This is a genomic window from Haloarcula hispanica ATCC 33960, from assembly GCF_000223905.1.
In the GTDB taxonomy this organism is placed as follows: domain Archaea; phylum Halobacteriota; class Halobacteria; order Halobacteriales; family Haloarculaceae; genus Haloarcula; species Haloarcula hispanica.
The window spans coordinates 1,184,008-1,206,616 of the sequence record NC_015948.1; the positions used below are offsets into that span (position 1 = coordinate 1,184,008).

General features: G+C 60.6%; 18 protein-coding genes. 9 read left to right on the top strand and 9 right to left on the bottom strand.

Features of this window, described 5'->3' with window-relative positions; genetic code table 11:
* Positions 1-4 precede the first annotated feature (4 nt).
* From HAH_RS06050 to HAH_RS06065, 4 genes are read left to right on the top strand one after another with little or no spacing between them, the layout of a single operon-like run.
* Positions 5-685, top strand: coding sequence for an amino acid ABC transporter permease (locus HAH_RS06050; protein ID WP_014040117.1), 681 nt, complete (start codon positions 5-7; stop codon positions 683-685).
* Positions 682-1,434, top strand: a complete 753-nt coding sequence (locus tag HAH_RS06055; protein ID WP_014040118.1) for an amino acid ABC transporter ATP-binding protein — start codon at positions 682-684, stop codon at positions 1,432-1,434. The genes HAH_RS06050 and HAH_RS06055 overlap by 4 nt, the downstream gene beginning before the upstream one ends.
* Positions 1,431-2,417: an amino acid ABC transporter permease gene (locus tag HAH_RS06060; protein WP_014040119.1), complete on the top strand. Its 987-nt coding sequence runs from the start codon at positions 1,431-1,433 to the stop codon at positions 2,415-2,417. Before HAH_RS06055 ends, HAH_RS06060 begins: the two co-directional genes overlap by 4 nt.
* Before the next feature lie 42 nt (positions 2,418-2,459).
* A complete protein-coding gene (locus HAH_RS06065) occupies positions 2,460-3,176 on the top strand; it encodes a helix-turn-helix domain-containing protein (protein WP_014040120.1) in 717 nt (238 codons plus the stop codon).
* Between the two features lie 351 nt (positions 3,177-3,527).
* Here HAH_RS06065 and HAH_RS06070 read toward each other — a convergent pair whose 3' ends face one another.
* Entirely contained in the window at positions 3,528-4,565 is a 1,038-nt protein-coding gene (locus tag HAH_RS06070; RefSeq protein ID WP_014040121.1) for a tyrosine-type recombinase/integrase, read from the bottom strand.
* Positions 4,562-4,975 carry a DUF5805 domain-containing protein gene (locus HAH_RS06075; RefSeq protein ID WP_014040122.1) on the bottom strand — a complete coding sequence of 138 codons (414 nt, stop codon included), beginning with the start codon at positions 4,973-4,975 and terminating at the stop codon, positions 4,562-4,564. The genes HAH_RS06070 and HAH_RS06075 overlap by 4 nt, the downstream gene beginning before the upstream one ends.
* 1,442 nt (positions 4,976-6,417) lie before the next feature.
* Here HAH_RS06075 and HAH_RS20275 point away from each other — a divergent pair.
* Together HAH_RS20275 and HAH_RS06085 are read left to right on the top strand one after the other, a co-directional pair.
* The gene (locus tag HAH_RS20275; protein WP_004962120.1) at positions 6,418-6,540 is read left to right on the top strand and encodes a hypothetical protein; all 123 of its coding nucleotides are present in this window, start codon (positions 6,418-6,420) and stop codon (positions 6,538-6,540) included.
* Between the two features lie 597 nt (positions 6,541-7,137).
* Positions 7,138-7,734 (top strand): hypothetical protein, encoded by a 597-nt coding sequence (locus tag HAH_RS06085; RefSeq protein ID WP_023843222.1) that lies wholly within the window; start codon positions 7,138-7,140, stop codon positions 7,732-7,734.
* Between the two features lie 174 nt (positions 7,735-7,908).
* On the opposite strand, the gene HAH_RS06090 is transcribed toward HAH_RS06085, so the two are convergent.
* Genes HAH_RS06090 through HAH_RS06100 form a run of 3 tightly spaced genes read right to left on the bottom strand, consistent with a single transcriptional unit; the run spans position 7,909 to position 11,512 of the window.
* Positions 7,909-8,331: a hypothetical protein gene (locus HAH_RS06090; protein ID WP_014040125.1), complete on the bottom strand. Its 423-nt coding sequence runs from the start codon at positions 8,329-8,331 to the stop codon at positions 7,909-7,911.
* Between the two features lie 47 nt (positions 8,332-8,378).
* Positions 8,379-10,301 carry a HAMP domain-containing protein gene (locus HAH_RS06095; protein ID WP_014040126.1) on the bottom strand — a complete coding sequence of 641 codons (1,923 nt, stop codon included), beginning with the start codon at positions 10,299-10,301 and terminating at the stop codon, positions 8,379-8,381.
* A gap of 2 nt (positions 10,302-10,303) precedes the next feature.
* On the bottom strand, positions 10,304-11,512 hold the full coding sequence (locus HAH_RS06100) for an ABC transporter substrate-binding protein (protein ID WP_014040127.1): 1,209 nt from the start codon (positions 11,510-11,512) through the stop codon (positions 10,304-10,306).
* Positions 11,513-11,848: 336 nt separating this feature from the next.
* Between HAH_RS06100 and kdgK1 the strand changes: the two genes are divergently transcribed.
* The 3 genes from kdgK1 to HAH_RS06115 all read left to right on the top strand — a co-directional run bounded on the left by kdgK1 (position 11,849) and on the right by HAH_RS06115 (position 15,723).
* Positions 11,849-12,808 carry a bifunctional 2-dehydro-3-deoxygluconokinase/2-dehydro-3-deoxygalactonokinase gene (gene kdgK1, locus HAH_RS06105; protein ID WP_014040128.1) on the top strand — a complete coding sequence of 320 codons (960 nt, stop codon included), beginning with the start codon at positions 11,849-11,851 and terminating at the stop codon, positions 12,806-12,808.
* A gap of 100 nt (positions 12,809-12,908) precedes the next feature.
* Positions 12,909-14,699 (top strand): pyruvate kinase, encoded by a 1,791-nt coding sequence (gene pyk / locus HAH_RS06110; protein ID WP_014040129.1) that lies wholly within the window; start codon positions 12,909-12,911, stop codon positions 14,697-14,699.
* A 52-nt stretch (positions 14,700-14,751) separates the two neighbouring features.
* Positions 14,752-15,723 carry an ROK family protein gene (locus HAH_RS06115; protein ID WP_014040130.1) on the top strand — a complete coding sequence of 324 codons (972 nt, stop codon included), beginning with the start codon at positions 14,752-14,754 and terminating at the stop codon, positions 15,721-15,723.
* A 30-nt stretch (positions 15,724-15,753) separates the two neighbouring features.
* On the opposite strand, the gene HAH_RS06120 is transcribed toward HAH_RS06115, so the two are convergent.
* From HAH_RS06120 to HAH_RS06135, 4 genes are all read right to left on the bottom strand, one after another.
* Positions 15,754-16,929, bottom strand: coding sequence for a Cdc6/Cdc18 family protein (locus HAH_RS06120; RefSeq protein ID WP_014040131.1), 1,176 nt, complete (start codon positions 16,927-16,929; stop codon positions 15,754-15,756).
* 62 nt (positions 16,930-16,991) lie between these two features.
* The gene (locus HAH_RS06125; protein WP_014040132.1) at positions 16,992-18,083 is read right to left on the bottom strand and encodes a hypothetical protein; all 1,092 of its coding nucleotides are present in this window, start codon (positions 18,081-18,083) and stop codon (positions 16,992-16,994) included.
* Positions 18,084-18,086: 3 nt separating this feature from the next.
* Positions 18,087-19,619 carry a glycerol kinase GlpK gene (gene glpK / locus HAH_RS06130; RefSeq protein WP_023843226.1) on the bottom strand — a complete coding sequence of 511 codons (1,533 nt, stop codon included), beginning with the start codon at positions 19,617-19,619 and terminating at the stop codon, positions 18,087-18,089.
* A gap of 128 nt (positions 19,620-19,747) precedes the next feature.
* Positions 19,748-22,291 (bottom strand): extracellular solute-binding protein, encoded by a 2,544-nt coding sequence (locus HAH_RS06135; RefSeq protein ID WP_014040134.1) that lies wholly within the window; start codon positions 22,289-22,291, stop codon positions 19,748-19,750.
* Between the last annotated feature and the right edge of the window lie 318 nt (positions 22,292-22,609).

Consider the following 22,609-nt stretch of genomic DNA (forward strand, 5'->3'; position numbering starts at 1 on the left):
GGCCATGGCAGCAATCCTACTCCAGACCGCTGACTGGCTGTTCGTCGCCAACAACTGGGGCCTGTTGCTCGGCGGGACAGCTGTCACCATCGCGCTCACCGTCTCCAGTATTCTCCTGGGATTCGTCGTCGGGTTCCCGGCCGGTGCGATAGAGGTGTACGGCTCGGACAGGGCCCGGCGGTTGGTCGAACAGGTCGGGGTCGTCCTCCGTGGCACCCCGCTGCTGGTCATCATTATGATTCTGTACTTCGGCCTCTCTATCTCCAGTAGCGCGTTCGTCACGGCGACCATCGCGCTCGGTCTCCGGAGCGCCGCCTACCAGTCACAGATCTTCCGCGGTGCGCTCCAGAGCGTCGACGACGGACAGCTGGAAGCGGCACGCGCCGTCGCGATGTCCCGGTTCGAAGCGATTCGACACGTCGTCGTCCCGCAGGCGCTCCGCCGGAGCGTCCCGGGGTTCCAGAACGAGTTTACCATCGTCCTCAAGGACACAAGCATTGCCATCGTCATCGGAATCGGCGAGCTGCTGACGACGGGACAGAACCTCTACGAAGGCGGGCAGTCGACGGCGGCACTCGAAATATTCCTCGCCGTCAGCCTCGTCTACTTCGTGCTGACGTTCGCGACGAATCGGTCGCTCGACAAGCTCAGTGACTACTACGCCGTACCGGAGGGAACGACATGACACAGCCACTACTTTCAATCGACGACTTGCACAAGTCCTACGGGAACGAAGAGGTACTGGAGGGCGTGGGCCTCGAGATGGACCAGGGCGACGTGACGGTCCTCATCGGCCCCAGCGGCTCGGGCAAGTCCACGCTGCTCCGATGTGTGAACCGACTGACGGAGATCAACAGTGGCCGGATCGCCCTCGACGGGCAGGACGTGACCGGAGCCGACACTGACGTCAACGAACTCCGAAAGGAGGTCGGCATGGTGTTCCAGGATTTCAACCTCTTTGCGCACCTGACGGCGCTCGAAAACGTCACGCTCGGCCCGAAAAAAGTACTCGGCATGGACGCTGCTGACGCCGAGGAAGCCGGCCGGACCCATCTCGAACAGGTCGGATTGCTGGAGCAGGCCGACTCCTACCCCGCTGAACTCTCCGGCGGACAGAAACAGCGCGTCGGTATCGCGCGCGCACTCGCGATGGACCCGGAACTGTTACTGTTCGACGAACCGACCAGCGCGCTCGACCCGGAACTCGTCGGCGAGGTCGTCGAGGTGATGCGCGACCTCGCAGCGGAGGGCATCACGATGCTCGTGGTCAGTCACGAGATGGACTTCGCGCGGTCGGCCGCGTCGGACATCGTGTTCCTCGACGACGGTGAAATCGTCGAACACGGCCCACCGGAGCAACTGTTCCAGAACCCGACAGCGGACAGAACCGAACAGTTCCTGAGCAGATTGCACGCACACGAGGAGACGGCATGAGCACGGCCGAATCGACAACGTCGCCGAATCCGGGGCTCCGTGACCGCGTGGAGACGGTCTTCACCGTCCGCCCCCTCACAGTCGGCCTGGCACTGTTCTGGGTCTGGGTTCTCGCCCGCTGGACCACTGATTTCGTTCTCGCGGGGGTATTCGGGCTTGACCGCGGCACGCCGTTCGTTCCGGCGGCCCCGTTTCTGACGACAGCGGACACTGTCGCCTCGCTCGCCGCGTCACTTGGTGTTGCCGGAGCGCCGCTCGTGTGGTTCGCCGACGCGCTCCGGTTTGCCGCCGACGCGACGGCGTATCTGCCGGCACTGGCCCACGGCGTCTGGACGACGGTGCTACTGACGGTTTTCAGCGTCTGTCTCGGGTTCACGCTGGCGCTCCCGCTCAGCGTCGTCCGCGTATACGGTGGGCGGTGGGCCCGCTGGCTCGCCCTGTCGTACACGGAACTCATCCGCGGGACGCCATTGCTCGCCCAGTTGTTCGTCCTCTACTTTGCGACCTCACTCACGCAGGTTCTCAGAGGCGTCCCGGGGGTCGGCGTCGGATTCATTCCCGCGCAGGCGTTCTGGGTCGCTGTCATCAGTTTCACGCTGAACAGCGCCGCCTACCAGTCCGAGTATCTGCGCGCGTCACTGGAGTCCGTCGACGGCGGGCAGTTGACCGCTGCACGCGCCATCGGGCTCTCGAAGCTCGAAGGGATACGGTACGTCGTCGTTCCACAGGGCCTCCGACTCGCGCTTCCCAGCTGGACGAACGAACTCGTGTACCTCATCAAGTACTCCTCGCTGGCGAGTTTCATCACCGTCCAAGAGCTGTACGGCCGGACGAGTACCATCGCTAACGAAACGTACCAGTATACCGAACTCTTCGTGCTGGTGGCGATACTGTATCTGGCCCTGGTCGTGTCGGCATCAGCACTGATGGACCGAGTTGAATCGCACACCGCAACCGCCGGTGTCGGACACACCAGACAATGATTACGCTCTTAGGGGCTCCGATCAAATATTTCAGCACATCCCATGAGCCAAACCGATAGCGCCGGAGCACGGCTAACACTCGACCTGTGGCATCCGAACTGCTGGGCTATCGAAGCGACCGACTGCACTGATGGCGGCATCCTGGCACACACGGTGCAACAGACCGCCCAGTCGCCAGCGGCATCGGTCAATGGCGTGTTTACAGCGTATGGCGCTACGAAGTCAGACGTCGAGAACTGCCTCGACGCAGTCCGTGCGTCACCTCACGCCGGAGAGATACAGGAACTTCAGGCACGCATCGGACACAAGCGCGATGCACCGGGAACCGTCGTCAGACAGTTCCTGCTAGAGTACGACCCAGAAGAGTTAGTCTGCCCAACACTCCTCGAACACGGATTCGTCCACAGCGCGCCCGTTCGTATCGAAGACGGGCGCGAACGGTGGCAAGTGAGCTTCACCGGAGAGCGGCCCGAAATACAGTCCGCACTCGATGCCGTCGAAGCCGACGCCGACGCTGACGTGTCGGTCGAGTCCATCGTCACGCCTGACAGCGACTCCGAGCGGTCGGTGGGTGGGCTCCGAACCGACTCGCTAACGCCGGCCCAGCGGCGCGCGTTCGAAGCGGCCCGCGAGGCCGGTTACTATCAGTGGCCGCGTGGGATTTCGGTCCGCGAACTCGCCGACCAGATGGATATTTCGAAGACCACGCTCCTCGAACATCTCCGAACTGCGGAGTCGAAACTTCTGGACCCCGAGTAGCCCTCCCAGGGACCTGCATCCGGAAGGGTCTACGTCTGAGACGTGCGTGATCCCGGCATCTGCAGCCACCAGTAGGACGTTCCATTTCGAGCCGGTATGATCTCTTGTAGTCCGGTCGGGAATCCCCCAACAAGCGCGTGCCAGAGCGCTGCTCGGTCGAGCTACCGCTGGGAGGCCCCACAGTGAAACCCGGCCGTACCTCCTGTCTCGTAGCGGCTATCGAAATCGTCCATTGAGACAACACGGCTGGGAAGCAGAATTCGCCCAGTTCTATATAGCGCTATATGATTTATCAGTTCAGCAGCCACCACTCGGAGTGTGGCCATAGTGTTGAAAATCCAACAATAAAATTCACAGTAGCGAGTAAATTTCGGCCTCGTACACATCCCTGACCCGAGTTCCCCATTCGTGGGTGTAGGTATCGATGACGTCCTGTGCCACGTCGCCTCTGAGGTATTTGACGACGCCGCGATCACCGGTCCGGTCCCGGAGATGCGTCGTGAAGAAGTGCCGGAAGTAGTGCGGCGTAACGTTCTCTTCGGCTCCCCCACCGTCCGTGTACCAACCGAACTCGCGGGCGTGGGATTCGACGATGTGGTGTACCATATTCGGCGTGAGCCGTTCCCCCCAGCTGTCGCTTGTAGACACAAACAGTGGCGCTGCTGGGGACTGTGTGTCCGGCCGAATTGCGAGCCAGTGCCGCAGCACTGATGCCAGTTCGGCGTCGACAGGGATCGTCGTCTCCCGTTTCCGCTTGTTGGACGCTGTCCGCTCTTCCCCGTTACTGGCCTCGCCACGAGCCGTGTCTGCCGCGACGAACAACGAGTCCGGACGCCCGTCGAGCCCCGCTCGGACCGGGATCTCCGGTCTGGGGCCGGGGGTTTCGAGGTTGAGGTCATGGATATCGAGGTTACACAGTTCGCCGGCCCGCATACCCGTTTTCAGCAACGTCACTACGATAGCCCGCTCTAGCGGATGTGGGACGCTGTCGACGAACGTCCGCATCGACTGGAGGTCGATTTCGCGGCGGGTCGGGTCGGTATTGATGGACTCGTCCATCTCTTCCATGACCAGCGTCATCGGGTTCGATTCGAAGACACCTACCTGTGTCATGTACGCGAAAAACCGGTGTAGATAGGAGGCGTACGTCGCGACTGTGCTTTCTTCGACGTTACCGCGGAGGCTGTGAACATATGCCATGCAGTCCCGGTGGGAGGCCTCCTGGACGGGAATGGGCTGGTGGCCGTCTGCCAGATAGGACTCGAAGTCCCGAAGGACGCGCTCGTAGGAGGCACGAGTTCGGTCGCTCTTTCCGTGGTACGTGATGTCATCGAGGAAATACCCGACCGGGTCCGACTCGGCGTCCGGCGTGGTCGTATCCGTGCTCATTCGTCCCGAACGTACCCTCCGTGTCGCCCGCTGTACTGCACTTCGTTGTTGGACTGCAGTTCCTGCAGCGTCTCTTCGAGGCGTTCCTCGATATCGTCGGTCAGTTCGGCGAGCAGGTCGTCCCACTCGTAGTAGTCTCCGTCAGCCAGAATCTCTCGGACCCGGTCTTCCAGCCCGTCACCCCCAGGGGTAGCGTCCGGAGAACGGGGTTCCTCGCTCTCGCTCTCAGCGGCGTCCGACTCGGTTGTTTCGGATGCTACTGGCTCGAACCCGCTTCGGCCCGCCTGTACCATCGTCCGGACGAACTCGCTTTGACTCATATCCAGTTCCTCGGCGTGGGCCTGCCACTGTTCTTTCTGGTAGGCCGGAATGTACGTCCGAACCGTCGTTCGTTCACTGTCACTGGACACATTTTACCCTGGGACGCCGGGGACTTCAATGTAGTCCCATACTCAGGGATAAACACACTTATTTGGGTGCGTGGTACCCTATTTTCGGGAGTTATGCGCCGATACTGATATTAGTCTGTCATTTTAGCAGTAGATAAGGTCAGATACACAAATACAAAAGGAGCGTAGATTTCTGTCCCTCATCTGATCGGTCCATTCCATTACCCGGATAAAGTGCTCTGTTGAATAGCGGTGTTGGTTGAGGTGGTCGGAATTTGAGTCGGCTTGTTAGTAGCTGACGCTAGTGGTCTCAAGACCGGGGTCGTCTCAGTGTAGCTCAGATGCCGCTATTCAACAGAGCAGAGTAGACTGCTGTGTTGAATAGCGGTGCTGGTCGGGACAGTGGAAATTTGAATTGACTTGTCAGGGGCTGATGCCGGTAATCTCAAAATCGGTGCCGCCTCACCGTGGCTCAGGAGACGCTATTCAACACAGCAGGATAAAGACGTATGGTAGCACAGTCACGGATTGTCAATACGAGGCAGTGTCGTTCTGATCTAGTGAGAGACCACTTCGAGTGGGTCCGAGACTATTCCGGCCTGGTTCAGCTACTCACCAATACTCAAACCAGTGGACCGGACAGTCTGTCGCAACCGCTCAGGTGTCGCAGACCCTTCCTGCATACTGTCCCCTTGCTCTCTCACGCTGCATACCGACAGCCGCGACTTTCCCGGATGACACGCGCGTCAGTTCTGGTGACGCGCCTGTTGGCGCTGTTGCCAAATGGAGAGGCCGTCTATGTCCCGCCGTAATCGCCATATTACGACTTTATTGGGGGAAGCCGTCGTTGCCTAAGTATGCCGGGACTGTTCTCTCTCGGACTCAAGGCCCCAAAGTGTACTCCACAAGCTGCTAAAGCGCGCACCCGTCGCTGCTACAGTGCCAGTCTTGGCGACCCTCGCTATCGTGACCCTACACACCACTGGTTCGCTGCAGTGGCCGAAAAGCGCCCTCTCGCCACGAGAACACGATTTGGTTCTGTTCCGTCGTGACTCGGTTGGGAAACACAGATCGCCATTAAAATACCCTGTCGACGGTTCCGTAGCCAAATGCAGAATGGCCTTCCTCAGAAGCGACCGCTGCGTACCGGTGACTTCGGTTACGGTCAGCCATATTCGATATTTCCGCTCCCGACTGAGCGGAATGTCCCGCTTTCCACCACCGTCCCTGAACGCTCTGTTCAGTGCAAGGTATAGGACGCTGTCAGCAACCAGATACGTGACCTACTCGAGCCTTGCTATCCCTTTTTCACATGGATCACCCAGGTATATCGAAAGTGGACCCAATATAAACCGCGAGTGCCAGAGAATGTCGGACTGAAACCCTACTTCATTAGCGTGTCCAGGCTGAAGCTAGCGACATGCGCGTTCGACGATACGCACTCTCTCAGGCGGGTGGGTCCGATGGCTAACGACGCACTTGTCCTTTTGTTCATGATTGCGATTGTACTCGTAGTCATGGCTGTTACCCTTATTGGTGGGTTCTATCTGGTCAAATACCTCGTCGAGCGGACGTTCAATTCGTGATCTCGTTTCCTCACCAGTGCGTGTCGGAAGTCTGTGGAGCTAAGTGGCTGAGATTACTGTCTGTAGTCCATCTACTGTCCTCGGACTCACCATCATACGGTCTGTTCCGAACACATAAACTGTATGCAGCTATATCGAATGGGGGTTGGTGGTCGAAACGACGTGAATTTAGCGGGCATGTCCCGGTCTCGAACACCTCGCTGGTTATGCCCGAGAGCGTCGTTTCACAGATATCCGTCGAGAAGTCGTCGATATGGCTGACGACTCGATCAACCGCGATCTCTTTGAGGAAACAGCGGCGGCTCGCCACTGGTTCCACAGTCAAGGGTAATCCTATTGCTCGTCGTCCGTGTTCGAAGCGCCGGAGCGACGGTCGTCAATTTGGTTCGTCTCGTCGGACGTAGGTGGTTCAACCTACTCAGTCTCACATGGAATCAGCCGATCCAACAACTACACTTCTGAATAGCGGGAACTCTCTTTATCTCTCGGCCACCGCATTTCAGAAGCTACTGATGAATTTGGTTCGTTCTGTGGCACTTTGCGCCCAAATGTCAGCATAAGATTATATATAGTGGGGACTTGGATGGGAAACGGAGTATGGGTGAGGTACAAAGTCAAACCGGTGGTGGACTGTCACCACTTCGGTTCATGGTACAGAAGTACAATGAAGTGATTGACCGCGTCGTCGAGGGCATACTAGTGCCGTACGGGACACGCATAGCATTCCTCACGTATGCCTTCGTTTTTTCATATTATGGGTTTCTGAAGGTCCAGGCACTGTTTAGCGGGCTATCGACACCAGTCCGTGGTGAGGTCCATGCGGTGGTCACTATCCTTGGTCTTCCGGAACTAGGGATCTCTCTGACCGCAGTGATGGTGTTCATTGGAGTGTATGAGCTGACGATCGGGCTGTTGTTCCTCCTCCAGAAAATTCGGGCCATATTTTTCCTGTTCCTTGGCCACCAGTTTGTCACCCTCGCGACGCTCGTGATTGCCCGATCCGCGTACTTCCAGGAACCGTTTCTACTAGGGACAGTTCCGTGGCTGTTTGACGCGTTCGCGGCGTACATTCTGAAAAACACGATATTCATCGGTGGCTTTCTTGTACTGGCTGCTGTGGAACTCGGACAAGGAAGCCCCGAGGCTGCGACAGCTAAATCCGCTAAGATGGAGTCAGCAGTGTCGACTGATTGACCGCTGGCGCTAAAACGGTTTAGCACGGTGAACGCGGTGGGGGTAGTTGTTGCCCCACCTCAGTGATGTCGAATGTTGTACCAGCGCTGGGTCGTTGCCGAACCGCAGTTGCCACCAGCCCCGGCGCTGTAGAGCAGCCTGTCTGTGGTGCAGAGCGTCCTGTAAAATAGACTACTACTTGTCTTCTCCAGTCGCCACTCCCAGAATCGTTGTCTCGGCGTCGAAATATGTCGGGGCATCGGTATCGATTTCGAATTCAAGAACGGTTTCAAGATCACCGGACCCCTCAGTGAGTTGCTCGGCGAGATCCGTATAGCCCTCTGCGAGCGTCCGGTATTCGTCGATTACGTCCTGTTTCGCCTGCGCTCGCTTCTGCTTGGCCTCGATGTTTTCGACAGCGGCTTCCGCATCGGGTTCCGGTCGGCCTGAACTTTCAGACAATGTCGCACGAGCGTCGGCGGTGTCCTGTTCGATTTCTTCGAGCAAATCGGAGAGCTCCGCACTGCGCTGGTCCAGATGGCCAGCAAGAATCGCAGCCTGGGTTCGACAGTACTCGGCGAGTTCCGCCTGCGAGATTTCTCCTGCGTCGTCGCTCATTGAAAGAAGTACGTCGCCAGCGCGAAAATCGGTTTCGGTGAACCGGATTACTCTTCTTCCTCTTCGCCCAGACTCTGTGACGGACCGCCCGAGAAGACGAACTCGTGCTCGGCTTCGGTCTCGAAGCGGTTCAGGATGTCACCGAGTGGCTTCGCGTAGCGTTTGAGCTGTTCGGCACGCGAAGACACTTCGTTGAGCTCTGCGGCCTGCTCTTCGGCTGCGCCGGCCACGGTCTGGGTTTCGGCCATCATCTGGTCACTTGTCTCGGCTGCCGACTGTAGCGTCGTCGCCACCGTCCGGAACCGCTCGAGCGAGTCACCAAGGTCGATGTCCGGATTGTCCGCTTCCAGTTCTTCGAGCGTGTCCACGAGGGTATCGAGGTCCTCTGAGATGGTCGCGAGGCGGTCCTTCTGGTCGTAGGCGTCGTCGGAGATTTTCTGTGTGGATTCGGCCACCTGCTCGGACGCGTCACGGACGGACTCCGCACTCGACAGAACGACGTCTCCGGATTCCGCGACTTCGTCGGCGAAGCTGTTGAGCTGACCGATCGTCTTTTCGAGTTCGTCGACCATGCCGTTGAACTCGCTGGCGATCCGGTCCATCGACTCGTTCTCGCCGTCGGTTGCCATCCGCTCGGTGAGGTTTCCAGCGGCCGTCTCCTCCATCACGTCGGAGAATTCTTCGGCCTTCTTCTGGAGGTATTTGTTGACTTCAAGGGCTTCCGCGCGGGAAACCTCTGCCTCTTTCTGTGCACGCTCGGCCTCGTTGATCTGTTGTTTGAGCGCGTCGCGCATATCAGCGAACCCGCTGTACAGGCGGCCGATATTGTCGATACGACTGGTGGCGATCTCGACGTCGAGGTTCCCCTGTCGCATCTGGTCCGTCTTTCGGGTCAGGCGGTCGATGGACGTTGCCGTGTTGTACCCGAGTATCGCACCGACGCCCGCGATGAGCAACACCATCAGTGCCGTGCCGATAAGTCCGTACTGCTGGACGTTCTGGACGAAGCCAAAGACCGCGGAGTTGGGTGCGTGTACGAGAACGACCCAGTCAGTGCCCTGAATCGGTGCATAGCCGACAGTGTAGCGCTCGTTGAGTACGTCAGTCGCCGGCATGTCAGCGGTGACGCCGGACTGTTGCTCCGACGAGCGGAGGTCATCTGCCGCGTCGATCGGTTCCGTGGCAGGGCTGTTCGAGCTATACGACTGCAGCATGTTTTCGCCGAGGCCGCGGCTCCCGTCTCTGGGTTCGTCGATCATGACGACCGCCGACCCGTTGACGACCTGCGTGAATCCGCCTTCGGCCCTGTTGTTCCCCTGAAGCGAGTTCGCGATTTCGTCGAGCGAGTACTCGATGAGGATATACCGGTTCTGTGAGGCATCGACAGGACTGGCGAAGCCGACGACCGGGCCGGAGTTCGTCTGGTACACGTCGGAGACGGCGACATCGCTTGCCGTTTCGAAGTTCGCACCGGTAAGCCAGGCCCTGCTCGTCGATTCGAGCGCCGAGTTAGTTAGCACCTGTGAGTTAGATGTGCTGGCGACAACCTGGGATTGGCCGGCATTCCGTTCGACCAGATGGATGTCGGCAGCATCTGCGGACAAGGCGGCTTTCCGATTGTTGAGTTCGATATTGATGTCTTCGGTATCACTACTGGCCCAAACGTCGTCGGAAGAGACGAACTGGGTCGATAACCGGTTTCGATCAACCCACTGTGACAGGATATCAGCCTCCTGTGCGGCGGCGTTTTCGTAGTCGCTCAGAACCTGTTGTTCCGTGTAGTCCTTGACTTGCTCTGTCGCGGCAAGGCCGATGAGCCCAACCGACAGCGCCATCACGAAGAGGACGATACCGAATTTGAGTGCGAAGTTTCGCCGGATGAAATCCGGGACGACTGTTGCAAGAATCCCACCGGAGGCGTTCGAATCGTTTTCTGAACTGTCTGGTATCTGTGTGTCTCCTGAACTCATAGCTAGTTCCCTCCAAGCGAGCAGTTAGCCGCTGGACCGCTGTCGCATGCGTACTGTACATCCGCTGGTTCCCCAATCAGGCCGTAGTAGGTGCCGTAGGACTGCTGAACCTCTGGCTTTCCTTTCACGACTGGCACCTGGCGCATCGCCTGGTGGTCACAGGCTCGGAGCGTCTGCGGTCCGAGACCGGCGTCGTACTCGTGTCCTTCGAGCGCTCCGATGACATCGATCGGATTGAACGTTCCCACCCGCTCGGCTGCACTGGCGTATTGTAGCGTTTGCGTGTATGCGATGTGGGCTGCTCCTGATGGGGACGCCGATTTCGAGGTCCCCGTCGAACTGCCGTACTCCTCACGGAACGATTCTCGGAAGGTATCAGACAGCGGCGAGTTGATCTCCGGACTCCAGGCGACCGTCCCGATAACACCCTCTATCGCATCGCCTGCGGTCCGGGCAATATCTTTCGAGGCTATCGGAAGGACGATATTCGACTCCGGGAACTCCTCCCGGAACGCTCTGAGTGCGTTTACTGCGTCGAGGCCCCCCAGTCCGAGCACTATCACGTCGAAATCGACCGACTTGATGTCTTCTGCGTACTGAGAGTAGTCGGTCGTCCCGACCTGTGCAGTTGTGTCCCAAACAGGTGCCCAGCCGAGATTCCCGAGGGCTGTATCCATCTCATCCCGGAGCGTCTGTCCCCACTCATTGTCCTGGGAGATCTTGACGTAATTGACGTCGTCTCCGAACTCGTTACTGAGGGCCGGAGCCAGCGCTTTGGCCGCCATGTGGTTGTTGTACATCTCGCGGAAGGAGTACCGGTTGCAGTCGATACCCGTCAGCGAGTTCGCGTTGGCCATCGTCGCCATGTACACGACCTGGTTCTGTGCGGCGACCTCCTGATTGGCCAGGCCGGAATTGCTGGACGTTCCGCCAGCAAGCATAATCACCTCCTCGCTATCAACAAGCCGCTGTGCGTTGCTCCGGGCGGTCTCCGAATTACCACCCGTGTCTTCGACAGCGAATTCGACATCCTTATCGAGAAGTCCGTCACCGTCCAGCGGTGACTCGTACTGCTCGCTCGTTACCCACCCACCACCGTTGTTAATGTGCTTGACCGCGAGTTTGAAACCTCGGAGCTCCTGCTTGCCGGCCGTTGAGTATGCCCCCGAGGAAGCGACGTTGAAACCGAACGTCACCGAATCCCCGGACACCGGAAAGTTTCCAACTGGCGTTGGGGTCGGCGTCCCGTCCCCATCTGTCACTCCCTCGCTGCCACCACAGCCTGCAAGTCCGGCCAGTCCGGCCGCACCAATCGAACGGAGTAGGTTCCGCCTAAAGACGGACGGCCCACCACCATCTCTCCCTGAATCCATACTGGCGTGTCTAAATTAGTATAGCACATAAACTTTTGGAGAAAACTTATACTGTCCATAACCCATGACGAAAAATACGAGCTAACGCCCTCCACCCCAGTAAGGTGTAATTAACAGGTCCGTTAGACGACGGGTTCTCCGGGATTTATACCCAGCCAGTGAGCAACGTCGGATATGACGGAGTTAGTTACGTTCGGTGAGACGATGTTGCGGTTGTCGCCACCTGACGACGAGCGACTGGAGACTGCAGACCAGTACACCGTCAGGGCGGCTGGTGCGGAGTCAAACGTCGCGGTCGCTGCTCAACGGCTTGGGCTCGATGCATTGTGGGCCTCAAAGCTCCCCGACTCACCGGTTGGTCGCCGAGTCACGGGAGAACTCAAACACCATGGCGTATCGGTCGATGTCGCCTGGGACGACTCAGACAGCGCCCGACAGGGAACCTACTATCTGGAGCAGGGTAGTCCACCGCGGGGCAACGATGTTATCTACGATCGCCAGAGCGCCAGTGTCACGACCGCCACACCGGGGGAGCTTCCGACGGAGACCATCGCGGACGCCGCGGGATTCCACACCTCGGGTATCACACCGGCGCTCTCAGAGACGCTCGAATCGACCACTGCTGACCTCCTCTCGCTCGCACAGGACGCGGGCACGACCACGAGCCTCGATCTGAACTACCGCTCGAAGCTCTGGACGCCGGCGGAAGCCCGCTCGGTCCTGACCGGGCTATTCCCGTCTGTCGACGTACTCGTCGTCGCCGAACGCGACGCGAACGTCGTGTTGGACCGGACCGGTGATGCGGAAACGATTGCCCGGGACCTCGCCGCCGAGTACGGGTTCGAAGCAACAGTAATCACCCGTGGCAGCGACGGGGCGCTCGCGCTTGCCGACGGGGCTGTAACGGAGCAACCGACGTTCGAGTCGACCGACGCCCATCCGGTCGGGACCGGCGACTCCTTCGTCGGCGGCTTCCTCTCGCAGTATCTCTCCGGTGGCAGCGTCGCGGACGGGCTCGCCTGGGGTGCTGCGACAGCCGCACTCAAACGGACGATTCCGGGTGACATTGCCGTCGTGTCACCCGACGAGATCCGTTCGATTCTCAGTGGCGACACGGAAGCGATTTCCCGGTAGCTACGCCGTCCAGCAAGGTTCTTATCCCTTCGCGGGGAACGGCAGGGTATGATTAACTATGAACGCTGTAAACTGTGGCTCCCCAGAGACGGAGGTCACAATGCGTAGCGCAAAGATTGTCTGTACCCTCGGCCCTGCGTCGGACTCGGTCGACGACATCGCGTCACTTGCAAAGGCCGGGATGTCTGTTGCCAGACTGAACGCGAGCCACGGTTCGCCGGAACACCGCCGTGAAATGATCGATCGCATCCGCGAGGTAGACGAGGCGGTCGAGGAACCGGTCGCGGCCATGCTCGATATGCCTGGGCCGGAAGTCCGGACCGCGGAGATCGACGAGCCGATTCAGCTCACGGAGGGGTCCACCATCCGCTACGTCGTCGGCGACGACGCGACGCCCGAGGAGGTCGGCCTCTCGCAGTCGATCACGGCGGTCGAGCCGGGCGACCGGGTGTTGCTTGACGACGGACGCATCGAGACGACTGTCGAACGTGTCGAGGACGACACGGTGTTTGCGACCGTCGAGAACGGCGGTGAACTGGCCGCCCGCAAGGGTGTCAACGTTCCCGGCGTCGAACTCGACCTGCCGACGATTACGGCAAACGACGAGCGAGAACTCGACGTGGCCGCCGAGAAGGAGCCGGATTTCGTGGCCGCGTCGTTCGTCCGTGACGGCGAGGACATCTACGAGATCAGCCAGGCGCTCGAAGAGCGCGGCGTCGACATCCCGATCATCGCCAAGATCGAACGGGCCGGGGCCGTCGAGAACCTCGACTCGATCATCGACGAGGCCTACGGCGTGATGGTTGCCCGCGGTGACCTCGGCGTCGAGTGCCCGCTCGAAGACGTGCCGATCATTCAAAAGCGTATCATCCGTCGGTGTCACGAGGCCGGCGTCCCGGTCATCACGGCCACCGAGATGCTCGACTCGATGGTCCACTCCCGGCGGCCGACCCGCGCGGAGGCCTCAGACGTAGCAAACGCAGTGCTTGACGGCACCGATGCAGTGATGCTCTCGGGCGAGACGGCGATCGGTGACCACCCGGCTCGCGTCGTCGAGACGATGGACCGGATTATCCGCGATGTCGAGAGCAGCGAGGAGTACGCCGAGTCCCGGGAACAGCGCGTGCCAAACGCCGGTGACACCCGGACAGACGCGCTCGCGCGCTCCGGTCGGTTCCTCGCTCGCGACATCGGGGCGTCGGCGATTGTCGCCGCGTCCGAGTCCGGCTACACCGCTTTGAAATCGGCCAAGTACCGGCCCTCGATCCCCATCGTCGCGTCGACGCCGAGCGAGCGCGTCCGCCGGAAGCTCGCGCTCTCGTGGGGTATCACACCCGTAACGACCGAGTACACCACCGAAGGCGCTGATGCCGTCATCCAGACGGCAGTGCAGGCGGCTCTCGACACCGAAGCCGCGGACAGCGGTGACACGGTCGTCGTTCTCTCCGGGATGATGACTGAACTGGAGGGGATGAACACGGCGAACATGCTGAAAGTCCACGTCGCGGCCGAAACAGTCGCTAGCGGTCGGTCCATCGTCGACGGCCTGGTGACCGGCCCCGTCCACCGGATTTCGACAGCGCCGCCCCGGGAGTCGCCGGGCGACCTCTCGAACGTCCCCGACGGGGCTATTCTGGCAGTGCCCGAAGGGTTCGACGGCGAGTTCGTCGGCGACACCAGCCGCATCGGGGGCATCATCGACGCCCACGAGGGCGTCACGAGCTACGCGGCCATCGTCGCCCGCGAGCTTTCGATTCCGATGATCTCGAACGCGGACTTGCCCGATGCTGTCTCCGACGGATCGACCGTCACGCTAGACTCCGAGCGCGGCGTCGTCTACGAGGAGGCCGTTGGCCGAGAGGACATCTCGGGCAGGGAGCGAGACTACTGACCGCGGTAGAATCTGTGTAGTTAAGTATCGGTGGGGCAACCCTTCGACCAGCATGGGCGCTTACGCAGGGGTCGACCTCGGAGCGACACATATTCGGGCTGTTATCGGTGACGAGACGGGTTCGATACTCTCGTCACACAAAACTGAGACACCGCGTGGACCGGCAGGTATCGCGGTCACGGAGGCGGTCCTCGACGCGATCCGACAGGCCTGTGACGCCGCCGATATCGCCCCCACAGACGTGGTTGCCGCCGGTATCGGGTCCTTCGGTCCGATGGATCTGGCCGAAGGGGTCGTCGAAAACCCCGCGAACCTCCCCGACACCATCGACCGGATTCCGCTGACCGGGCCGGTGGAAAATCTCATCGGCAGCGAGCGGGTGTCGCTGCACAACGACGCCAACGCCGGCGTCATCGGTGAGCGGTTCTACTCGGACCGGAGCCCCGATGACATGGTGTATCTCACAATCTCCTCCGGGGTCGGTGCCGGGGTCGCTGTCGACGGGAATATCCTCTCAGGCTGGGACGGCAACGCTGGAGAAGTCGGCCACTTGACGATCGACCCACATGGGTTCATGACCTGTGGCTGTGGGCACGACGGCCACTGGGAAGCGTACTGTTCGGGCGAGAACATCCCGCGGTACGCCACACAACTGCACCGGGAGGACCCCGTCGAGACGGCGCTCCCGATCGAGACTGAGGAGTTTTCCGCGGCGGATATCTTCGAATATGCCGGCGAAGACGAGTTCGCGTCCCACGTCCTCGACCAGATCTGTCACTGGAACGCGATCGGCGTCGCGAACATCGTCCACGCGTACGCGCCCCTCGTCGTCTACGTCGGTGGGGCCGTTGCGCTCAACAACCCCGAGCAGGTGCTAGACCCGATCCGAGACCGGCTCGACGACATGGTGATGTCGAACATTCCGGATATCCAGTTGACGCAGTTCGGTGACGATGTCGTAGTCCGTGGCGCACTGGCGTCCGCGCTGACTGGCGGCACAGGTGACCCGTCACAGCGCGTTTGAAAAGCGTCGACCTGACCGCGAAACGTCGGCCTACTGTTGCAGGTCGTACAGCCGCCGGAAGGCCGTCGGGGGGAACCGCGGTTCGACACGGCTCGGCGGGCGGCCCTGTCCGTTGGTGGTCGTCGCCTCGACACGGTCGACGACACCGGATTCGGCCATTTCGTAGAGGAACCGCTTGACGGTCCCGGCCGAGAGATCGACTGATTGTGCCGACGCAATCGCCTCCGTCGTTGCCGTTACCGAGGAGCGTTCGCTCTCCTCCAGGTCGATGAGTTCCCTGAGAACGGCCTGTCGGTTCGTCGGCAGGGAGAGGACGACGCCCAACGAAATGCAGGGGTCGGGCACCTCCGCGATGGCCGCGTCGACGTTGGCCTGTGTGATGCGGTCCTGGCCCCGTTCCTCGGCCAACTCCGCAGCGATAAACAGTGCGGCAAGGGCATCGTGGGCGTTTCCGTCCGCCCAATCGGCGATATGCCTCGCCAGACCGTGATCGAGTCCCTGCTGAGCCAGCCCGTTCGAGGTTCTGGTCATCAACACGTCGACGAGCATCTGCCGCTGATAGCGGTCGATACTGATCGACTCGGCGGTGTACCGCGTCAGTTCCGTTGTCGACGGGTCGTCGCGACCGATAGCGAGCCAGCTGACGTTGCTCGGTAAGCCAGCAAACAGGTCAACGAGGGCCGGGGCCTGGATGCTCTCCGGTTCGCTGATGTGGTCGACTGCAATGACGATGCCCGTGCGTTGCTCTCGTACCAGTTCGTGGAGTCGGGATTTGAGCGTCTCCGTCCCGATCCCGTGTTCCGGCACCGATTCGTCCACGAGCGAGTCCAGCACTGCATGGTAGAACGCGAACTCGCTTGCGGTCTCTCGGGCGTTCACGTAGACGAACGACGGCGAGGTCGGTGGCTGTGCACGGGTCGTCGTGTGGATAATCGCCTGTTGTTCCGTCGGGAGCTGTTCTAAATTGGCGAACAGCGCCGTGATAACTGCGGACTTCCCTGAACCACGGGGGCCGTACACGTACGCGTTCGGCGGAAGCTGCCCATCGAACACCGGATCGAGGTGGTCAAGTAGGCGCTCGAGCACCGGACCGCGGTCAGCCGGCTCCTCTATGTGGACGACCGGTGAGATCGACTCGTAATCCTGAATGAGCCGTGGCTCACCGTTCCGGCGTTGTCGACGCTTGATTCTCGCTTCGATGTCCATGCTTGGAAATTAGATCGTGTGTATATTCGATTGGACCTGTAAATAAAAAGCCGTATGAGTTCTTACGGCAGGGGGATCGCTGCGGACGTCGTGAACACTCCAGCCAGTGCCAGAATGCCCAGGATGAGGGTCGTCGTGATGATCGAGGCGGCTGGCGGGTCAAAGTGCGTATCCGAGTGCGCATAGAAGATGCGCTGGTAGACCTCACCGAACAGCGCACCCAGGATACCGAAGAATGCGCCCAGTCCGAGCGCGACTAGGACGCTCGCTCCATCCGTCATCGCCATACTAGCGACGAACGTTGCTGGGAGCGTCATGTGGTGTGTGACCGGGAATTTCTCCACGCCGAGGTTCAGGAACAGCAGACTCGCTGCTGAGATACCGAACGGGAGGAAGAGACTTCCAGTCTTCGCGAAGATGTACGCACCGAGGATGCCGGTGATGAGCCCGAGCATTGCGACGTGTGTCCACTTGTACTGGTGTGGCAGCCACGGCTCGACAGCCGGTCGCTCGGCAGCCATGGCTCCGCCATCCGTTGCGACTTCTTCACTGTTGCTCGACCGCATCTTTCCGCTCTCGAACGGCGACATATCGAGCAGGCCACTTCCGCGGGCACGGCCGATAACCGGGTAGCCGAAGACCAGACGGGCGATAACAGCCGTCAGGATAACGCCTGCTGCAGGCGGGTCGATTGGAATCCCGAGTCCACCGGACGTCTGCCGGATTGCCATCCCCAGGATGCCGAACACACCACCGACGGCGAGGACGTCCGGTCGGGTACCGAGGGCGTAGGCGATGTCCTTCGCCGGGTGGTAGTCACCGTCGTCCGGCTCGTACATTCCGTCGTACTTCGCGGCGTAAGCGGCTGCTGCCACACCACCAGCGAAGGCGACGTGTGGCCCGAACACGGGACCGAAGGCCAGCGGGCCGACGATGCCGGCTCCGTACCCACCGGCGCCACCCGCGATGACGTCAGGAGAACCGCCGACGAACGACTCTGAGACGACGTTGCCGGCTTCTCCGATAAGCACCATGAAGCCGGTGAAACAGAACGCCGGGAGTGCACCGATAGATGCCCCGAACGCGCCGCCCGCGAACGCCGCGATGGCGAGGACGAGCATATCGACTGCCGTGAGTCCGAATGCGATTGCCATCTGTTATTCCTCCTGTGCCCAGTCGCGGGAACGGTCGACGGCGTCGTCCCAGCGATCGTACATCTTGTCTGCCTTCTCGGCGTCCATCTCCGGCGAGAACTCCTTGTCGACCTGCCAGTTGTCGCGGAGCTCGTCGACGGTGTCCCAGTACCCGACGGCGAGACCGGCCGCATAGGCCGACCCCAGTGCGGTGGTCTCGTCGACCTGCGGGCGGGCGATATCCGTCTGGATGATGTCCGACTGGAGCTGACAGAGGAAGTTGTTCTTGACTGCACCGCCGTCGACTCGCAGCGTCGTCATCTCGACACCGGAGTCTTCCTCCATCGCCTCCGCGAGGTCGCGGGTCTGGTATGCGATGGATTCCAGGGTCGCACGCACGATATGCTCTTTTCGCGTTCCGCGAGTCATCCCGACAATCGTCCCGCGAGCGCGGCCGTCCCAGTGCGGAGCGCCGAGCCCCGTGAAGGCCGGCACCATGTAGACACCGTCGGTCGATTCGACCGAGCGGGCCAGTTCCGCCGTCTGGGCGGCGTTGTTGATGAGGTCGACGTCTTCGAGCCATTCGATTGCCGCGCCGGCGATGAAGATGGAGCCTTCAAGCGCGTACTGGACGGGTTCACCGGACATCTGGAAGCCAATCGTCGTCAGCAGGCCGTTATCGGAGGCGACTGCTTCGGAACCGGTGTTCATCAGATAGAACGCGCCGGTACCGTAGGTGTTCTTCGCATCACCCTTGTCGAAGCAGGTCTGGCCGAACAGTGCGGCCTGCTGGTCACCCAGCGCGCCCGCAACGGGGACTTCCTCTTCGAGGAAGCCGTCCGCATCGGTGTGTCCGTACAGGCTCTCGTCGGAGGACGGGCGGACTTCCGGAACCATGGACTCCGGGACGCCGAACTCTTCGAGGAGTTCGTCGTCCCACTCCATGTCGTGGATGTTGTACAGCATCGTCCGCGATGCGTTCGAGACGTCCGTGATGTGGTTGCCGGTGAGCTTGTAGATGAGCCACGCGTCGATGGTCCCCATCAGGAGTTCACCGTCTTCGGCCCGCTCACGGAGGTCAGCGCCGCGCGAGCTCTGCATCTTGAGTGGCTCCGCGTTGTCGAGGATCCACTCGGTCTTGGTTGCCGAGAAGTAGGCGTCACATTCCAGCCCGGTCTTCCCCCGGATCCACTCGACCTTGTCTTCCTCTTGGATCTCCTCGACGCGGTCGGTGGTTCGGCGGTCCTGCCAGACCAGCGCGTTGTGGACCGGCTTGCCGGTCTCTTTGTCCCAGACGATCGTCGTCTCACGCTGGTTCGTGATGCCGAGTGCCTCCAGCTGTTCGGCACCGACACCTGCATCCGCAAGCCCCTTGGTCACGACTTCCTGCGTGTTTTCCCAGATTTCGACGGGGTCGTGCTCGACCCAGCCGGGCTCCGGATAGATCTGTTCGTGCTTCTCGTAGGCGTTCGCAACGACCTGGCCGCTATGGTCGAATACCATGAAGCGAGTGCCAGTCGTTCCCTGGTCGATCGCGCCAACGTATGTGTCTGCCATTGTTGTGTTCTCCGTGGTGGAGGTAGCTTATTTATGAAAGCTACCACCTTGACAGTAAACAACATAGTGAACCATTATAAAGATTACTAATGGTGATGTTTGGCTAGTAAAGAAAGGACGGGACGGCGCTACCGGTCGGAATCGTACCGCTCAAGCTGTTTCGTGACCTGTGTGTCGAGTCGGTCGAGCGCGGACGGGATCGAGTCGGGCCCGTCCATACTGTCGACCGCGTCTTCGATGATCGTTCGCACCGTATCGAACGGACCGATCTGTGCGCCCCGTGTCGCCGTGGTGTCGCGTGTGTCGACGAGCTGGTCGAACGCCGTTCTGTAGTGTGGGTTCTGTTCGAACCAGTCCGCCGACCGGAGCTGTGGAATCGCATCGGCGTGCACTGGGAAGTACCCGGTTTCCTGATGCCACCGACGCTGCTGGGCCGGTTCGGTGAGCCATGTGAGGAACTCGCCGACCGCGTCGTGCACGGCCTCGGAAACCGCATCACCGACCCAGAGAGACGCACCGCCGACGAGTACGCCGGTCCGGTCGTCGAGGACGGGGAACCGGCCGGTTCCGACGTCGAAGTCAGCGCTGCTTTCGATGCTGTTCAGCGACGATGTCGAGCCGATCAGCATCGCAGCGTTCCCCTCAGCGAAGTGAGTCCGAGCGGCTCCTCTGGCTTCGATGCCGGGGTCGTGGTACAGTCCGTCCGCTTCGAGGCCTTTCCACCACTCGAATAAGTCGTGGGCGAACTTCCCGTCGAGATGGCTCTCCGTTGGCGACCCGGACCGCCCGTTGTTCTGGTCCACGAGGAGCTGGTCAGCCTCGGCAAACCACTGTTCGACGAACCACGAGTAGTTCGCGAACGTGATACCTGTATCCACGCCTCTCCCGTCGACGAGCTGCTCGGCCGCGCTTCGTACGTCAGCGAGGGTTTCCGGCGGTGAATCGGGATCGAGCCCCGCCTCCCTGAACGCGTCGCGGTTGTACGCCATCACCGGGTTCGACGCGTTGAACGGGAGCGAGTGGAGCGTCCCGTCGAAGCGGTAGTAGTTCGTCACCGGGTCGAGCAGCGAGTCGATGTGGGTTGCGGGGAGGAGTTCCTCGACTGGCGTAAAGTGTCCACTGTCGCGCGCACGCGTAGTGCCGATCTCGAAGATCTGTGCGATCGCAGGCGGGTCGCCGTTTTCGGCGGCGTTCAGCGTTGCATCGAGGGTCCCGCGGTAGCTCCCTTTCGACCGCAGTGTGAGACTAATACCCTCGGTCTGTGATTCGAACTCGCGGACGAGCTCTTCAAGCAGTAGCGCTTTCTCGCCGCCCATCGCGTGCCAGAACTCGACGACGGTTCCGTCCGTGTTCGCCGCCGCCGAACCGGTCGCAAGTTCGAAGGAATCCAGCGACGCGTCCAGTGATTCGGCCCGCTCGGTGAGCGTCGACACCCGCGTCGAGACCTCTGCGAGTTCCGTCGTCTGGTCCGCTGCGGCGTCGGCGGCGATAGCCGCCTCTTCGGCCGTCCGGGCGCTGATGTCCTCGACGTCGTCGACCATCGACACGACTTCTTGCGTGGAGTCGGCCTGCGTATCCGTCGCATCGTCGATCTCCTGGACGCTCGAATCGACCTCCTCGACCATCGAGACGACAGAATCCAGTTCATCGAGCGCGCTGGCGACTGACGAGCGGGTGTCTTCGACACTCTCCCGCGTATCGTACATCTCCGAAACCGTCGTGTCGGCCTGTTCGTGGACCTCCTGAATGGAGGCTGCGATCTCGTCGGTCGCCTCCTTCGTCTCGGTCGCGAGCGATTTGACCTCCTCTGCGACGACGGCGAACCCGTCGCCGGATTCGCCTGCTCGGGCAGCCTCGATGTTGGCGTTCAGCGCCAGCATGTTGGTCTGGTCCGCGACGTCCGTGATGAAACCCACAATCTCCTCGATGTCCGACAGCAGGTCGTTCAGTTGTTCGACCTTGTCGACGGTCGCTTCGGCGTTGTCGGTCAACCGGTCGAGCGTCGTCATCGCCGAGGACGCCGACTCCAGTGCGGATTCGCCTCGAACGCTGGCTTCGCCTGACGTGTCCGCGACCTCGTTTGCGGCGCTCGCTATCTCCTCGATCGTCGCCGAGAGGTTCCGCATCTCGTCGGAGATCGACTGTATCTCGTCGCGTTGCTCGTCCGACCCGGTCGAAATCTCTCCGACAGCGCCACTCACGTCCCGGCTGGCGGACTTGACCGACCCGAGACGGGTGTCGACCTGTTCCGTTGCGGCGGTCACCTGCTCGCTGAACGATGCCATCCGGTCGACGGTGTCGGTCCATTCCCGGAGCAGTTCACTGTATGCGTCGTACAGCGGCTCAGCTGCCTCAGCTGGTGGCTGCCCCGGTTTCGCAGTGAGGTCGCCGTCGGCGTTCGCCCTGGCAACAGAAGTGAGACGGTCGACAGCGGTTTCGAGCGCTTCACGTTCCGCCCGCTCTTGTTCGAGTTCCGCCGCCAGTTGCTCACATCGTGCTTCCAGCTCCGCCTGTTCAGGACCGTTTCCGGTCTCTGTGTCCTTCTGGAGGGCTTCTGCTGACGGCGGTTCAGTCTCCGACTCGTTTCCGTCCCGCCCCTCTGTGACGCCGCCGTCGGTGCGTTCCCCGTCAGGCGGGCCGTCTTCTGAATCAAGTGGGTTCCATTTACTCATTGTCGCTCCCGTTGGCCGAACGGCCAACACGTTCTCGGGAATAGTCCACTATCAAAATATATAATAGTTACTGTCGAAACGGTAGGAGTGATAATTAATCCGTGAGCGCGGTTTCTATCCTGCAACGTCGTCTGTAGTACGTCAGTAATTGAAAATGTGGAGTTATCTCTCGAATTTGAGAGAATATGTTCAACCACTGCCTTGACCAATCAGTAAAAAATAATGTGGTGTGCGTTTCCGATTAACAGTGGGTGTCACCGGGATTCCTCATGATTACATAGAAAATTTACTGCCCAAGCACCAGCAACGGTAAAGTGA